General features: G+C 64.9%; 14 protein-coding genes. 6 read left to right on the top strand and 8 right to left on the bottom strand.

All coding sequences use genetic code 11. From position 1 onward, the window contains the following. Positions 1 to 41: 41 nt before the first annotated feature. From VB716_RS08205 to VB716_RS08220, 4 genes are all read left to right on the top strand, one after another. On the top strand, positions 42 to 1,250 hold the full coding sequence (locus VB716_RS08205; RefSeq protein ID WP_323270204.1) for a cation:proton antiporter: 1,209 nt from the start codon (positions 42 to 44) through the stop codon (positions 1,248 to 1,250). 73 nt (positions 1,251 to 1,323) lie between these two features. Beyond that, the gene (locus tag VB716_RS08210; RefSeq protein WP_197170444.1) at positions 1,324 to 1,812 is read left to right on the top strand and encodes a Fur family transcriptional regulator; all 489 of its coding nucleotides are present in this window, start codon (positions 1,324 to 1,326) and stop codon (positions 1,810 to 1,812) included. Between the two features lie 401 nt (positions 1,813 to 2,213). Further along, positions 2,214 to 2,807, top strand: coding sequence for a Crp/Fnr family transcriptional regulator (locus VB716_RS08215; RefSeq protein ID WP_197170443.1), 594 nt, complete (start codon positions 2,214 to 2,216; stop codon positions 2,805 to 2,807). Positions 2,808 to 2,809: 2 nt separating this feature from the next. After that, on the top strand, positions 2,810 to 3,121 hold the full coding sequence (locus tag VB716_RS08220; protein ID WP_197156315.1) for a hypothetical protein: 312 nt from the start codon (positions 2,810 to 2,812) through the stop codon (positions 3,119 to 3,121). Between the two features lie 54 nt (positions 3,122 to 3,175). On the opposite strand, the gene VB716_RS08225 is transcribed toward VB716_RS08220, so the two are convergent. From VB716_RS08225 to VB716_RS08260, 8 genes are all read right to left on the bottom strand, one after another. After that, positions 3,176 to 3,775 carry a ferritin gene (locus tag VB716_RS08225; RefSeq protein ID WP_416238094.1) on the bottom strand — a complete coding sequence of 200 codons (600 nt, stop codon included), beginning with the start codon at positions 3,773 to 3,775 and terminating at the stop codon, positions 3,176 to 3,178. 463 nt (positions 3,776 to 4,238) lie between these two features. After that, entirely contained in the window at positions 4,239 to 5,738 is a 1,500-nt protein-coding gene (locus tag VB716_RS08230) for an ABC transporter permease (protein WP_231597954.1), read from the bottom strand. Between the two features lie 132 nt (positions 5,739 to 5,870). Then, positions 5,871 to 6,932 carry an extracellular solute-binding protein gene (locus VB716_RS08235; protein ID WP_197156309.1) on the bottom strand — a complete coding sequence of 354 codons (1,062 nt, stop codon included), beginning with the start codon at positions 6,930 to 6,932 and terminating at the stop codon, positions 5,871 to 5,873. Positions 6,933 to 7,084: 152 nt separating this feature from the next. Next, positions 7,085 to 7,228 carry a hypothetical protein gene (locus VB716_RS08240; RefSeq protein ID WP_197156307.1) on the bottom strand — a complete coding sequence of 48 codons (144 nt, stop codon included), beginning with the start codon at positions 7,226 to 7,228 and terminating at the stop codon, positions 7,085 to 7,087. Positions 7,229 to 7,312: 84 nt separating this feature from the next. Then, entirely contained in the window at positions 7,313 to 7,903 is a 591-nt protein-coding gene (locus VB716_RS08245) for a HupE/UreJ family protein (protein WP_197156305.1), read from the bottom strand. A gap of 288 nt (positions 7,904 to 8,191) precedes the next feature. Next, positions 8,192 to 9,379, bottom strand: coding sequence for a GTP-binding protein (locus tag VB716_RS08250; RefSeq protein WP_323270205.1), 1,188 nt, complete (start codon positions 9,377 to 9,379; stop codon positions 8,192 to 8,194). Positions 9,380 to 9,446: 67 nt separating this feature from the next. Next, positions 9,447 to 9,890 carry a hypothetical protein gene (locus VB716_RS08255; RefSeq protein WP_197170441.1) on the bottom strand — a complete coding sequence of 148 codons (444 nt, stop codon included), beginning with the start codon at positions 9,888 to 9,890 and terminating at the stop codon, positions 9,447 to 9,449. A 109-nt stretch (positions 9,891 to 9,999) separates the two neighbouring features. Beyond that, a complete protein-coding gene (locus tag VB716_RS08260; RefSeq protein WP_322758611.1) occupies positions 10,000 to 11,367 on the bottom strand; it encodes a diguanylate cyclase domain-containing protein in 1,368 nt (455 codons plus the stop codon). Positions 11,368 to 11,781: 414 nt separating this feature from the next. Here VB716_RS08260 and VB716_RS08265 point away from each other — a divergent pair, with 414 nt between their 5' ends. Further along, entirely contained in the window at positions 11,782 to 12,852 is a 1,071-nt protein-coding gene (locus VB716_RS08265) for a multicopper oxidase domain-containing protein (protein WP_197170439.1), read from the top strand. Positions 12,853 to 12,953: 101 nt separating this feature from the next. Further along, positions 12,954 to 13,802, top strand: coding sequence for a hypothetical protein (locus tag VB716_RS08270; RefSeq protein WP_197170438.1), 849 nt, complete (start codon positions 12,954 to 12,956; stop codon positions 13,800 to 13,802). Positions 13,803 to 13,851 lie beyond the last annotated feature (49 nt).

Genomic DNA, 13,851 nt, shown 5'->3' on the forward strand with positions numbered 1-13,851 from the left:
TCCTGGGGCTCCCACGGGTTGCCTGGATTGATCCGGTAGCGATGATCACGTCGTATCTCGACTGGGCGATCCTTGCCGTCCTGGTGTTCGCCTACGGCCTGGTGGCTGGGCGGCTGAAACAGACCCCCCTCTCCGGAGCGGTGGTGTTTCTGCTCACCGGTCTGATCCTGGGGCCGGCTGGCCTTGGCTGGCTGGGCATCAATGTGACCTCGGAGAACCTGCGGACCATCGCCGAACTCACGCTGGCGTTGATCCTGTTCACCGATGCCGCGACCGCCAATCTGCCGGTGCTGCGCGACAGCCGGCGCCTGCCGATCCGTCTGCTGGCGCTTGGCCTGCCCCTGACCATTCTGCTGGGCATGGGCGTGGCTCAGCTGCTGCTGCCTGCGCTCAGTCCGGTTGAGGCGGCGATCCTGTCGGTCGTTCTCGCCCCCACCGATGCCGCCCTCGGCCAACCGGTGGTGACCAATCCGGCGGTGCCCGTTGCCGTGCGGGAAGACCTCAGTGCCGAGAGCGGTCTCAACGACGGGATCTGCGTGCCGTTGCTGCTTTCCCTTCTGGCCATGGCGCAGAAGGGCAGTGGCGCCGGCGATGGGGTGCTGCTGTTGGGTTGGCTGTTTCTGGAGCAGGTGGGACTGGGGCTGGTGCTGGGCTGCGGCCTGGCCTTTCTCGCCGCTCGGTGCCGCGATCTCTGCCTCAGGCGTCGCTGGATCACCAGCGACTGGCAGCCGGTGCTGGCGATCGCCCTGCCGGTCTGTTGTTTCGCCCTGGCCCAGCAGCTGGGAGGCAGCGGTTTCATCGCCTGCTTCTGTGGTGGCCTCACCTTCGGGGGCCTGACGCCGCAGGAGCGCAAGCAGGAGGAACTGGTGGCCGCCGAAGCCACCGCCGATGTGCTCTCCCTCCTGACCTGGGTGGCCTTCGGTTCGGCCGTCGTGGCCCTGAGCTTCCCTCAGCTTTCCGCCACTACCCTGCTAGATGGCCTGTTCAGCCTGACGCTGGTGTGGATGGTGCCGGTGGCTTTGGCGACCTTTGGACTGCGAATCGGACTTTGGACCACCCTGTTCGTGGGTTGGTTCGGTCCGCGCGGCCTGGCCAGCATCGTCTTCGGCCTGCTGGTGCTCGACAGTCCGCTCGTCCACGGCAGCACGATCGCCTCGATAGCCGCGTCCACCGTGCTGCTCAGCATCGCGGCCCATGGCCTCAGCGCCCTCGGCCTGGTGACGCGCTACGGCCGCGTCAGCCGCTCCTGATCGACTCGCGAGGTTTCAAGAGGACCCACTGTTCTCAACAGGACCTATTGTTGAGAAGATCTGTCGAGCCTCGGTGTCCACCCGTCCCGCCACCGGCCTTGGCAGCCCCTCCGGCCTCGATCCCAGCGCGGCGGGCCTGCGCAGCAGCCTGCATGACCGAGGCCAGCGCCTCACCCCCCAGCGTCAGCGGGTGCTCTCCCTGTTCGAGCGGATCGGCGAAGGGACCCACCTCAGCGCCGAAGACGTCCACCAGAGCCTGCTCCGGGCCAGGGAGCGTGTCTCCCTGGCCACCGTCTACCGAACCCTGCGGCTGCTCAGTTCCATGGGGCTGCTTCAGGAGCTGGAGCTGCCGGAAGGGGGACGCCGCTTCGAGCTGACCGGCGACACCCATCGGGACCATCACCATCTGGTCTGCATCCGCTGTGGCCGCACCGAGGAGTTCGAGAACGGTGCCGTGCTGGCGGCCGGCGAAGCGGCAGCCAAGGTGCAGGGTTTTCGGATGTTGGAGTGCGTGCTCAACGTGCGCGCCCTCTGTCCGAGCTGCGCCGCCGAGTCGACCTGAAGGCGGCCCTGCTGGTTGCACCGTTCGGGGAACCTGGGGTGGAGAGCCACGCCTCTGAGAGAGGAGAGGTCCCGGGAAGCTGCAACTGCTGATCGGCCCACTCGGCCGTGAGGGCGGCCAGCAGGCTGGCCCGGTCGCCACGAAGACGAAACATCGGTGCGGTGCGTCGGTCGTCTTCAGGTTGGAAGGACCGTGCGGCTCAGGCGGTACGGATGTGACGGCGTCGGGCAACCGATGGCACGGTTGAGCGCATCTCACGCACGGACCCGATGACCCGACGCCCTTGCAACTAGCAGTTGTTATTGAGAATCGCTTGCAAAAGGGGGCGTTGTTGTTTAGGTTGCGAGTCATTCGCATTAAGCCCGCAGGCGGTTCTGAGCCCCCTGTGGCCACGCCCATCCATGAGCTTTCGTTTCCTGCCCGACGCTCCGGCCTCCAGCGTGAGGGTCCCCATCGGTCAGACCGTGCTGCTGGATCCCGGTCTGCGCGCTGAAGGCAGCTGCATCGAGGTGCTCGAAGGGATTGCCCGCGTCTACTGCCCCTGCGAGGAAACCGAAGGCATGACCCTCGCCTTCCTCCAGCCCGGCGACCAGCTCTGCACGGATCGTCTCTGCAGCGAAGGGGTCTGCGTGGAAGCCCTCACCCCCCTGGTATTCCGCACCGACACCGAGGCCGCCGGCAGCGGTTTCGATCCGGTGAATGAGTGGACCCTGCAACTCCTGCGCATTCGCCATCTCAGTAGTGCCGAGCAGCGGCTGCACGCTCTGTTGTCACTGCTGGTTCGGCGCCTCGGACGGCGCTGTGGCAACTGGTGTGATCTGCCCTTCCGCCTCACCCACGAGCGCATTGGCGAACTGATCGGCACTACCCGCGTCACCACGACGCGCCTGATCTCCCGCATCCGCCAGGCCAGGTTGATTGAGGTGCCCAGTGGCGCCTCGGTGCTGCGCCTGGCACCAGAACTGGTGGAATCGGCACCTCTGGCGGCTGCCTGATCATGACGTCACCCAGATCAGCTAACCCAACCAAGCTGGGGACAGCCGCAAGCGACCGGACCAGCGACAGCCTGATCACAAGCCTCTGCCGCGAAGCCGATGGCGTGCGCCAGCGCTGCCGTCAGGTGATCGCAGCGCTAGGCTCCACGCAGGAGCAGCGGCTGATCCTCCGTCTGGAGCGGGAGCGAACGCTGCTGCTGCAGCGGCTGCAGGATCTGCGCACCACTGGCCTGGTGCTCCGTCGCCAGGGCCTGAGGCAGTCGATCAGCCTGGCTCTGCTGCTGGAACTTTGCAGTCGTCCACTCTGTACCTGAGACCGGACCCCAGCTTGGATCCGGTTCGGCGCCATCTGTTCAGGCGGTCTCCGATCAGGCTAGCTGCGCTGGGCTGTGCTGGCCCGCTGCCAGTTCTCCATCGATCAGTAGAACGGCAGCCGGTTGGTTCTGGCTGAGCCGCACCCGACCCAGCAGATGGGCCACCTCATTTTCGGAGGTGATCTGGCCCTGAATCAGGGGGTCGAGAAAGACAGTGGTACGCGTATCGCCGGATCGTTCAGCCATCGCATAGATCTGTTGCAGCGATGTGGTGAGATCGGCTTCCATCTGGAAGACGGCCGTGAGGATCTCCTCGAGGCCGATCCATCCCTGTCGGGGGGCTGGGATGTCGCGCAGGGGGACCGCCTGGCCGCGGGCGACGAGATAATCGGCGAACTGCGCCGCGTGCTGGCGCTCACTCTCGGATTCCAGCTTGAAGTAGTTGGAAAAGCCGCGCAGATCCCTCTCCCCGAACCAGATCGCCAGGGCCCAGTAGGAGAGGCTGGCCTGCAGTTCCAGCATCAGATGCTCCTGCAGAGCTTCCAGCAAGGAGGGTTCCATGGCCTGGGCCACGGGTCTGCGGAAGGCTCCGATGCCGATGGCTGGCAGGGTCGCCTCAGCGGCGTTGGTGAGGCTGGTCTCAGCTGGTCCCATGCATTGGCTGGCAGTGGAGCTCAGCGTACCCAGATCAGGCAAAGACCGGCCATGCCCCACCCTGTGCCATTGGTTACGTAGCGAGGTGACCAGGCCTGGCCGGCGGCGAATTGCTCCGGAAACGTTCCTACGATGGCGATCAGACATCCAGTCGTCGAGTCACGGCTGTCAGAGCACAGTTGTCAGAAGACGGTTGTCATGACCCGCCTGTCATGACCCGCTTGTCATGACCAAGCTGTCCTGACCCAGCTGACCTGCAAGACGTTCTGGTTGCCGCCCTTTCCCCGTTCTCCTTTCCACCATTTCCTGCCATGTCCCAGCCTCTCGGCTCCAGTGACGACCCACGCCTGCAGGCTCAGGAGCCGGTTGCGCGTGTCAAGACTCTGCGTGTCGCCAAGAAGAAAGGCTGCAAGAAGTCGAAATGCTCCAAATGGAAAGGCGGTCAGTGCCGCTGCGGCCGCGATTAGTGCGGACCCCGCTGCCGTTCCAGGGTGGGCACCAGGGCCATGGCTGCCGCCAGCCCGAGCAGCAGGATCAGCAGGGCCGGTACCAGGGCTGCCCCCACCCGTTCATCGCTGGCGTACTGATACACCCGCACCGAGAGGGTGTCGAAATCGAAGGGGCGTAACGCGAAGGTGAGAGGCAGTTCCTTCACGGTGTCGACAAACACCAGCAGAGCTCCCACCAGCAGCGGACCACGCAGCAGCGGCAGGTGGACCCGCTGCAGCACCTTGAGCCAACTGCATCCCAGGCCGGTGGCAGCCTCATCGACACTGGGGGGAATGCGCTCAAGCCCCGCATCCAGTCCACCCTTGGCCACCGCCAGAAAGCGATCGGCATAGCCCCAGACCAGCAGCAACAGGGGACTCAAGGCCCAGGGCCCGCCCAGCAGCATCAGGGCCAGGGCCAGCACGGCCCCCGGCACGGCGTAGCCCATGCCGGCCAGAAAGGTGATCCGGCGCAGCAGCACCTGGGGAATCCAGCGTTTGGAGATGGCCAGCACCAGGCCAGCTGCGACCGTGAGCAGCGCCGCCAGCAGGGCCAGAGCGAAGCTGCGCAGGGTCAGGGCGATCAGGTCTTGGATCGATTCGCCGTGCATCTGATCCCAGCTCGACACGGCCCAGAGCAGGGGAAATCCCAGTGCCAGCAGGGGGGGCGACAGGGTGATCACCTGGGCCAGAGCGGCCCGCCAGCCGCTCAGGGGCCAGGGCTGCAGCCGGTCTCCCGGCGAGCCCATCCCCCAGCGACGGCTGCGGTGGCGGAGCTGCCGCTCGGCTCCGACCAGCACACTCACGATCACCAGAGCGGCAAGGGCCAGCCCCACGGCGCCCTGCGGATCACCATCGTTCTGCCAGCGTTGCAGGATTCCCACAGAGAGGGTGGGAACGCCGAGCAGTTCCACGGCTCCCAGCTCATTGACGACCTCCATGCCGCTCAGGGCGATGCCTGCCCCGATCGATGGCAGGGCCATTGGCAGGGCCACCCGGCGAAAGCTGCCCCAGGGGCCCACGCCAAGGCTGCGGGCCGCCTCGATCTGGCGGCGTCCACTCACGGCAAAACTCTCGCTGCCGAGCAGGAAGACGTAGCTGTAGGTGCTCAAGGTGAGCACCAGCACAGACCAGGCCAGGCCATGCACGCGCAGACCGTTGCGGCTGCCCAGATCCACCAGGGTGGCGGCCAGCAGGTAGGCCGGAGTAGCCAGGGGCAACAGTTGGGCAATGGCAAGCCAGCGCCGTCCTGGGAAGCTGCAACTGGCCGTGAGCCATCCGGTGGTGGTGCCGAGAACGGCGCCGATCACACCGACCAGCAGCAGCAGGGTCAGGGTGTTACCCAGCTGCAACAGGCCGCCGGGCCCCAGATCCAGAGGCTGCGCGGCAGCGCCGGAGAAGGCGAACTGGACAAGGCCGATCAGTGGGGCGAGGGCGAGGAGGCAGATCAGCCAGACCGCCAGCCCGAGGAGCAATCGCCGCGGTGGTCTGCTCTCAAGGTGATCGACGGGCGATGGCGGACCTGGACCTAGCTCGGTCTCGGGGGCCACCGAGCCTGAAGCAACGGCAGGCAAGAAAGAATCCACGCAATTTTCAGTCGCCAGCCATCATGACCAGCCGTTGGCCTGCATCAACTCCACGGCCTTTCGGTTCTTCTCGCCCATCTGCTGCACCGAGACCCCATCATCTCGGAATGGTCCGAAGTCCTTGAGGATTGCACTGCTGCCGTAACCCTTGAGCGGATATTCAAAATTGGCCTCGGCATAGCCCTCACCGCCGCTGGGGGACGCCAGGAACTCGATCAGACGGGTGGCGGCCTCCGCCTGGGTTGAGTTCCGGGTCACGCCGGCCCCGCTGACGTTCACATGAGCCGGGTCGGGGAACACGACCTTGAGCTGCTTGGCCAGGGACTGATCCGCTTCGCCGCTGAGACCGGCGAGCATGCGACCCACGTAGTAGCTGTTCACCAAGGCCACGCCACACTCTCCTTTGGCCACCGCCCGGGCCAGGGGGGTGTCGGAGGTGTAGAAGGGTTGGCTGACATTGGCCACCATGCCCTTGATCCAGCTGACCGTGGCCGGTTCACCCCGTTGAATCAGCTGATCAGCCACCAGGGATTGGTTGTAGACGCTGCGGTTGTTGCGCAGGCAGAGCTTGCCTTGGAGGGCGGGCTTGGCCAGATCGGCATAGGTGCGAATTGTGGCTGGATCCACCATGGCTGGATTCACCACGACCATGCGTACCCGACGGGTGAGTGCGAACCAGCGGCCCTGCGGATCGCGGAGGTTGGCGGGCACATCGCGATCCAGCTGCTTGGAGCTCACCGGCTGGAACAGATCCATGCCCGCGGCCTTGTCAAGGCGGGCAGCATCCACAAGCACCAGCACATCGGCCGGACTGTTGGCTCCTTCGGTGCGAACCCGTTCGATCAGGGCATCGTCCTTGCCTTCCAGCAGGCGCACCCGGATGCCGGTCTGCTCGGTGAAGCGGCGGTAGAGCTCCTTGTCGGTGTTGTAGTGACGGCCGGAGTAGACCCCGAGTTCCTGCACCGGAGTGCGGCCCATCCGACGGACGACCACGGCGGCCCCCGCCGCCACGGCCAGCAGGGCCACAAGCCCAGCGATCACAGGGACGGAAACCGGACGGCGGGGTTGATTGCTGCGAGACATGGAAAAAGGGACCTGCGCTGAAGATCCGAACGTTGTTGGCGGACCCTACGCAGCAGTTCTGCAGAGACCACGACACAAATGAAGCGGCCCGACGTGACATTGGTCACGCCGGGCCGGAGGGATCTGCAGAAACGGGTGGTTCGTGCCGGGATTCAGCGTTGACGGCGCACCGGGATGGGAACCAGCACCGGCTGCATCAGACCGCCACCACCACTGTCGTCGTCGGAGTCTGCCGTGAGCCAGAAGGCGAGACCGAACAGTGCGAGCACTCCGGTGAAGACAAGCAGTTCAGCCATGGCATCCGGTGCGTGTTCGGCTCAGCGTAGCCACGCTGAACAGGGTGGGTGTAGCCGACATGGCGGTTTTCCTTCCCTCGGATCTCAGCTCAGGGGCGCCAGGGCCAGCACGCCGCCCGCCAGGGTGAGCAGCAGGGCCAGTCGCGCCGTCCAGCCTTCCGGGAGACGGCGGACCGCCAGGAAGGAGCCAGCGACCACAGCGCTGGAGGCCAGTCCCACCCCCAGCCACCAGGTCAGGGCGCCGCTGGCCTCCTGGCCATGCAGCAGGGCATGGATGGCCACGGCCAGGGCCACTGGACCTCCGACCAGCGCCAGGGCGGGTGGCCGGGACCGACGCTGAACCTGCAGGATCAGGGCACCCACACCGGAAACGGCAAGAGCCGCCAGGGTTTCGGCCAGTGGGACCTGGGCGCCGCCAGTGCCGATCACAGCACCGATTGCCGCGCCGACCAGGGCGAACACCAGCAGACCGGAGCCGATGCAGGAGGCTGCGGCCCCAACTCCCAGCAACAGCAGGAGATGGTCCAAGCCGAGCAGGGGATGGGTGAAGCCACTGCCGAAGCCTGCATCGGCGACGCCGTGGGCGGAAGCGGGCAGGGCCGAGAGAAGGCTGAGGCCAAGGCCTGCCGCCGCGGCCGGCAGCAGGGATCGGCGGATTGAGGGGGGCAGAAGCATGGATGACTCTGTCCGCGCCAGCGCGGTTGGGGAGGGGCGAGCGGTGTTCAGGGAGGCTGGTCCCATCCATGCATCCATGGCCTGCATGGATCGGGCCGGCAGATGTGTCAGTGCAGGGTCAGTGTCGGCAGAAATCAGGGCTGGTGATGGCAGCCAAGGGACAGCACGTCGAGAGAAAGGACTGAAACCAGTATCTCGCCTGCTGTCACAGGGCATCGCAGCAATGGAGACAGTGGTGCTGAGAGCGCCAGGGAGTCAGCCCCGCCGCTGCCGCTCTGGCTGCCGATCTCAGGCGAAGCCCTTGCCGGCATGTTTGGCCACGCAGGCCTGGAGTTGCTGACGCAGGCGGGTGTGGTCGAGATCGCGGCCAATCAGCACGATCTGATTCTTGCGCTCATCACTGGGCCAGTCGCTGTCATCGATGGAAAAGCGCTTGCCGGCCAGGTGGAACACGTGGCGCCGCTCACTTTCGTTGAACCAGAGGATCCCTTTGGCACGAAACACACTGCCAGGCAGCTGGTTGTCGAGAAAATTCTGGAACTTGCGCAGGGCAAATGGACCATCGGCAGCGAAGGACAGGGAGGTGAACCCTTCGATCGCCAGATGATCGGGGTGGGCGCCGTGATCATGGTGATGCCCGCCGTGGCCGTGATCGGCATGACTGTGATGGTTGTGATCGTGCTCGGTGTGATCGTGCACGCAATGGCCGTGTTCGTGATCACAGGCGTCGTGATCCGCCGCAGCGGCGGCCCGCTCCTGCTCCGCCTGCTGGCTGGTCGCCACTTTGTCGCTTTCGAACAGGCCCACGCTGAGCAGCAGAGGCAGTGGCACTTCCCCCTTCACCGATCTGAGAATCCGGGCATCGGTCTTGATCGTGCGTAGTTGCCGTTCCAGCTCGGCGAGCCGCTCTTCCTCCACCAGATCGCATTTGTTCAGCAGCAGCATGTCGCTGTAGACGATCTGGGCGCGACCCACTTCTCCGGCCAGAATCTCTTCGCCGAAGTTCTCCGCATCCACCAGGGTGATGATCGAATCGAGGCGGGTCTGCTCGCGCAGATCGCTGCCGAGGAAGGTCATCGCCACCGGCAGAGGATCGGCCAGACCTGTGGTTTCAACCACCAGGTAATCGACGGGGTCAGGACGATCGAGGATGCGGTACACGGCCTCGAGCAGTTCACCGTTAATCGAGCAGCAGATGCAACCGTTGCTGAGCTCGACCATGTCTTCACCGGTGGTGACGACGAGATCATTATCGATGCCGATTTCACCGAACTCGTTCACCAGAACGGCCGTCTTCACCCCCTGCTGATTGGAGAGGATGTGATTCAACAAGGTGGTTTTGCCGGCGCCGAGGAAGCCGGTCAGGATCGTGACTGGCAGGCCTGAGGGCAGCGGCTCCGTCGTTGCCACGGTCGCCGGATCCAGCAGGGGCGCTGTGGCTTCGCTGGCGGCGACACGGCCTGGGGCGGGAGACATGCGCGGTGGGGGAGGACAGCCTGTCTTCAGGGTAAGCGGGCGCGGAGGTTGGTGGCTGCGGCTGGAATCAGGACGGTAGGGCCTGCCGCCACCAGCGCCACCCCTCCAGGTTGATCGCCAGCCCCAGCAGCACCAACACGACCATCAGCACCACTTGATCCAGGCGCGAATCCGGGACGACGATGTCGGCGATCAGGTGGGGAATGTTGGTGATGGTGTAGACGATGCTGAACCAGAAATGAAGGCGCCGCCAGGGTCGCCACCGCCGAGATCCCTGGGGATCACTGGCCGCATAGGCGATCAGAAGCACGGCTAGAAGTGGCAACAGGAAGTATCCCAGCATCGCCCCGAACAGCAGAGGCAGCTGGGCAGCATCCACATGGCTCTCGATCTCCGGCGATTGGCCATGAAACAGAGGCATCAGCCCCAGCTCGACATGGAAGAGCATGGCCAGCAACCAGCAGATCCAGAGGCTGCGCAGTCGCAGGGCGTAGTCGATTGGGAACGTCATCAATGCAGCTGGGAACTTTCGGCTCGGGGCCTCTGCCGCTTCAGTCTGGACAGGATTTTCGCCATTGTTTTCGCCACTGACTTCTCAACGTTGATCGGCTCTCAGGGTTTCAATCATCCAGGACTGGGTCGTAGATCTCCACGGAGTCCCCTTTCTGTCGCTTGGCGCGATACATGGCCAGATCCGCCTGATGCAGAAGGTCAGCAGCAGCTGTGAGAGGGTCGGAGGTCATGGCGATGCCGATGCTGATGCGTGGTTGCAGCACTGCGGTGTCAACGTGCAGCGTGCTGCCCACCTGCTTCTTCAGCCGATGGGCCATGGCGAGCGCCTGCTGCCGACTGCCGCATTGCTCCAGGACAACGACGAACTCGTCTCCAGCAAAGCGCACCAACACGTCGTCGGGGCGCAGTGCGGCCTGAAGACGCTTGGTGATGGCCACGAGCAGGCGGTCACCCACAGTGTGGCCGTAGGTGTCGTTCACTTCCTTGAAGCGGTTGAGATCGCAGAACATCACCACTGCCTGACCGGCGTGGCGGTGCAGGCGATCAAGGGCGGTCTGCAGGTAGTCGCCGAGGGAGCGTCGATTGGGCAGGCCAGTGAGCGGATCCTGGTAGGCCTGGTTCTTGAGATGCTGCAGGTTGTGATGGCGTGAGGTCACGTCCCGCTGAACCGAAATCCAGTGGGTGAACCAGCCGCTGGGGTCCTGCAGTGGGGAGATCGCTATGTCCACCCAGTAGGTGCTGCCGTCCTTGCGGTAATTGAGCACTTCGGCGTTGAAACTCCGCCAGTTTTCCAGGGCCGTGCGCATGCCGGCCCGCACCAGGGCACTGGTCCCGGCTCCCTGGAACATCCGCGGACTGCGTCCCAGAACTTCCTGGTAGGAGTATCCGGTCTGGGAAAGCAGCGCGGCATTGGCATAAAGAATCACGGGGCCAGGAGCTGCGAAGGGCTCAGCTGTGGTCACCAGCACCACGTCGCCGATCGCGTGCAGCAACCGCTCAAACAGTTCCACACGTTGGCGCGCGATGGCCTCGGAGCCACGCTGTGGCTGGAGCAGGCTGGGGCCAGCGAAGCCTTCCTCAAAGGCGAGCAGTCCGACCCCCACGCCATCGTCGGTGCGAAACAGTCTCACCAGCAGAGATGTTTCCTGCCAGGGGAGCCAGAGATCACGAGGACCCTCCTGGGTCATCACCAGGCTGTGCAGCTGGATCGCTTCGGCCAGGGCTGGCCAGAACGGCAGGAGGGCGCCACCGATCGCTGCGCTCAGACCCTCTCCCAGACAGGCATGGGCCTCGCGATCGGCGTAGAGGATCGTGAGGCAGGCCTTATCGATGCCAGGGCTTTGGGGGTCAAGGCCCCTGATCAGCAGCAGACCATCGCCGGGAAGCAGCAGAAAGGGTTCGAGGCCGGCAGAGGAATCCTCCGGGCGCAGAATCACTCCGGTGATCGTTGATTCGCTGTCAGACGCACGCTCCATGGGCTCCGGGCGGGATCGACCCGGCGGATCAAGGCTGGCTTGATCAACCGCGGAGCCGCTGGATACGGATTGAATATCAATGCTAAAGGGTCCTATTGCTGACCCCCCCCCGAAGTGTTCCAACAATTTGCTCATTATGCATCAAATCATCTCGCTGGCCATAGACTTGTGGCGCTGGAAACATGTTTCGTGATCCAGGCCTCCACGTCATCCGCCGCTGCAGCGAATCGAGCCGGAGAGGCTTGGGCCACGACCCTGCGGTGCGGCAAGAGGTGAGAAGCCTGTCGGCGGACCTGCCGGACCTTCCATCGGAACCCCGGTAACGGCGGCTTAGCTTGATCGCCTTGCGTTCACGTGGGCACTGCAGAGGATCAGCTCCCAGGCCCCCGTCACCTGACCTCTTTGTCCGCCTGCATGCAAGGCCCACCCGATTCCGGCCAGCTCTCTTCAGGTCAGCTGCCTGCCAATCAGCCCTCCTCCAGTCAACCGACGCGATGGAGTCGGCGCCAGATCCTTCCCCTCGCGGCCGGAGCCCTGGGGCTGGGCCTGGGGGGTCTGCTGTTGCCGCGGTCCGGCGGGGTTGGGCGACAGCCTCCCGCCGGTCAACGCCATCCACCGCTGTCCCCTGCCGGCGAAGGGGATAGGCCGCTTCCCTTCGATCCGATGGCGGTCCTGCGGGAGTTCCACACCGGTACCGTCCGCCGGGAAGACGGCCGCCTTGTGCGGGAATTTGATCTCACGGCCGACACCACCCTGCTGCCGCTCAACCCGGCCGTGACCTTCAAGGCCTGGGCCCTGAATGGACGGGTGCCCGGTCCGACCCTGCGGGCCAATGCCGGCGATCGCTTGCGGATCGTGTTCCGCAACCAGGACAGCACCTCCCACAGCCTTCATTTTCATGGCATCCATCCGGCCGCGATGGATGGGATCCGACCCGTGCGCCACGGGCGCAACACCGTCTATGAATTTGATGCCGAACCTCACGGCATCCATCCCTACCACTGCCATGTGGCCCCGGTGACCCGTCACGTGAGTAAAGGGTTGTATGGCCTGTTGATCGTGGATCCTGTCACGCCACGACCGCCCGCCGACGAACTGGTGCTGGTGATGGGGGGCTATGACCTGAAGGGCCAGGGGCGCAATGATCTGTATGCCTTTAATGGCATCCCGAATTACTACCGGGATCATCCGATCGATCTCTATCAGGATGCTCTGATTCGACTTTATGTTCTTAACATGGTCGAGTGGGATGGGCCGCTCACCTTCCACCTCCATGCCAATCTCTTCAAGGTGTATCGCTCCGGTCTTTCCTCCACTCCGGATGAGCTGAGTGATGTGATCACCATGGGTATGGCGGAGCGCCATATTCTGGAGTTCAGCTATCGCTACCCTGGCCTATACATGTTTCATCCCCACCAGGATCAGATCGCCGAGCGCGGCTGCATGGGGCATTTCAACGTTGTGCCGCGCCCGATCAACGGTTGATTACGCGGCCAGGTCACGTTCGTCACACTTCAGCGTGACAGAAGGCTTTGCCCTTTGCCGAGGCCGGCGGAGGATCGCCCCATCCAGCTGTTGCCGATTCCATGGGTCAGGGGCGCCGTGCCATTGAACTGTTTCTCGCCCTCGGTGCTTCGGCGGGTCTGGCTGTGGGCTGCGGTCTGCCCTATCAGGACGGCGCGGCGGGGCCCGAGAGCGGCGGCGCCACTGCCACGTCCCCTGCCCCTGGCGCAGGCCACCACGAAGGTGGAGAGGGGGGCGAGGGAGGCGAGGGCGAAGCCGGGCACGGCAACACTGGCCATGGCGAACGCATGGATCCGGGCTCACCGCTCACCTACGCCACGGTGCTGGGCCTGATGCAGGGGCACCTGCTGGTGGCCGGCGAGCTGATGCAGCGGGGCCGGGCTGCGGATGCTGAACCCCACCTGGCCCATCCCGCCGATGAGCTCTACGGCGACCTGGAGCCGGAACTCAGCCGCCGGGGTGCGGTGCCCTTCCGAGGCAAGCTCACGGTGCTGCAAGACCTGATCCGTACAGCTCCCACGGCACCGGCCACCGCGCAAGCCGTGGAAGAGGCCCGCCGCTCGATCGATCAGGCCCTCGCCGTGCTGCCGGATTGGGAGCGCCGCGATCCGGCCTTTGTGGCGACGGTGATTCGGGAGTTGCTCAACACCGCCGCCAGCGAGTACGAGGCGGCCATCACCGATGGCCGGATCGCTGAAACGGTGGAATACCAGGACTCCAGGGGATTTGTTCTCTACGCCGAGCAGCTCTTCAGCGGCATCGCGCCGCAACTGGCAGCCAGTGACCCTGCCCTGGAGCGGAAGCTGGCGTCCACCTTCGCGGCCCTGAAGCCGGCCTGGCCCGATCCGGTGCCGCCCAGTCGCCCCGTGCTCACGGCTCAGGAGGTGCGGCAACGGACGGCCGCCCTCTGAGAGAGGCCGCTCTGAGCGACTCCCTTTGGACACTCCTCCAACAGGGCGG

This window comes from Synechococcus sp. CCY9201, assembly GCF_034931105.1.
Lineage (GTDB): Bacteria > Cyanobacteriota > Cyanobacteriia > PCC-6307 > Cyanobiaceae > CBW1002.

Excerpts from the sequence above, each read along its gene's own strand:
- VB716_RS08205 (WP_323270204.1), top strand. The coding sequence starts at position 42 with ATGATCACGTCGTATCTCGACTGGGCGATCCTTGCCGTCCTGGTGTTC.
- VB716_RS08215 (WP_197170443.1), top strand. The coding sequence starts at position 2,214 with ATGAGCTTTCGTTTCCTGCCCGACGCTCCGGCCTCCAGCGTGAGGGTC.
- VB716_RS08220 (WP_197156315.1), top strand. The coding sequence starts at position 2,810 with ATGACGTCACCCAGATCAGCTAACCCAACCAAGCTGGGGACAGCCGCA.
- VB716_RS08225 (WP_416238094.1), bottom strand. The coding sequence starts at position 3,775 with ATGGGACCAGCTGAGACCAGCCTCACCAACGCCGCTGAGGCGACCCTG.
- VB716_RS08235 (WP_197156309.1), bottom strand. The coding sequence starts at position 6,932 with ATGTCTCGCAGCAATCAACCCCGCCGTCCGGTTTCCGTCCCTGTGATC.
- VB716_RS08240 (WP_197156307.1), bottom strand. The coding sequence starts at position 7,228 with ATGGCTGAACTGCTTGTCTTCACCGGAGTGCTCGCACTGTTCGGTCTC.
- VB716_RS08245 (WP_197156305.1), bottom strand. The coding sequence starts at position 7,903 with ATGCTTCTGCCCCCCTCAATCCGCCGATCCCTGCTGCCGGCCGCGGCG.
- VB716_RS08250 (WP_323270205.1), bottom strand. The coding sequence starts at position 9,379 with ATGTCTCCCGCCCCAGGCCGTGTCGCCGCCAGCGAAGCCACAGCGCCC.
- VB716_RS08255 (WP_197170441.1), bottom strand. The coding sequence starts at position 9,890 with ATGACGTTCCCAATCGACTACGCCCTGCGACTGCGCAGCCTCTGGATC.
- VB716_RS08260 (WP_322758611.1), bottom strand. The coding sequence starts at position 11,367 with ATGGAGCGTGCGTCTGACAGCGAATCAACGATCACCGGAGTGATTCTG.
- VB716_RS08265 (WP_197170439.1), top strand. The coding sequence starts at position 11,782 with ATGCAAGGCCCACCCGATTCCGGCCAGCTCTCTTCAGGTCAGCTGCCT.
- VB716_RS08270 (WP_197170438.1), top strand. The coding sequence starts at position 12,954 with ATGGGTCAGGGGCGCCGTGCCATTGAACTGTTTCTCGCCCTCGGTGCT.